General features: G+C 44.1%; 1 protein-coding gene. It reads left to right on the forward strand.

Annotated elements, in window-relative coordinates; translation table 11 throughout:
• Positions 1-16: 16 nt before the first annotated feature.
• On the forward strand, positions 17-538 hold a 522-nt coding region (locus tag KJQ99_RS09555), incomplete at its 3' end, for an ABC transporter permease (protein ID WP_214150692.1).

Below are 538 nucleotides of genomic sequence, written 5' to 3' on the forward strand. Positions count from 1 at the left end.
CAATACGGACAAGGTCATGACGGTTGACATCTTCAAGCAGTACAACCATCCTGGAGTTGACGGAATGTTGCTCGGCGGTGACGAAGGCGGCCGCGACGTGTTCAAGATGCTGATTCTCGGAGCGAGAAACTCGCTACTGATTGGGATTGCGATTACGGTTTTGATTGAAGTAATCGGAACTATTTTTGGACTTGTCGCCGGCTACTATGGTGGAAAAGTTGACAACATCATGATGCGTTTTCTTGATTTCATGATGGTTTTGCCGACATTGATGATTATCATCGTCATCGTTACGATTATTCCAAAATATACGATGTGGTCGTTCGTTTTAATCATGTCGGCTTTTTACTGGGTCGGAACGGCACGTTTGATTCGGTCCAAGGCATTGTCAGAATCAAAAAAAGACTATATCAGTGCTTCAAAGACTTCGGGCAGCAGCGATTTGAAGATTATTTTAAAAGAGCTGTTGCCAAATCTGAGTTCAATCATCATCGTTGACGCAACTTTGATGCTTGCCGGCAATATCGGGATTGAGGTT

This window comes from Campylobacter sp. 2018MI13 (genome assembly GCF_018501135.1).
GTDB lineage: Bacteria > Campylobacterota > Campylobacteria > Campylobacterales > Campylobacteraceae > Campylobacter_E.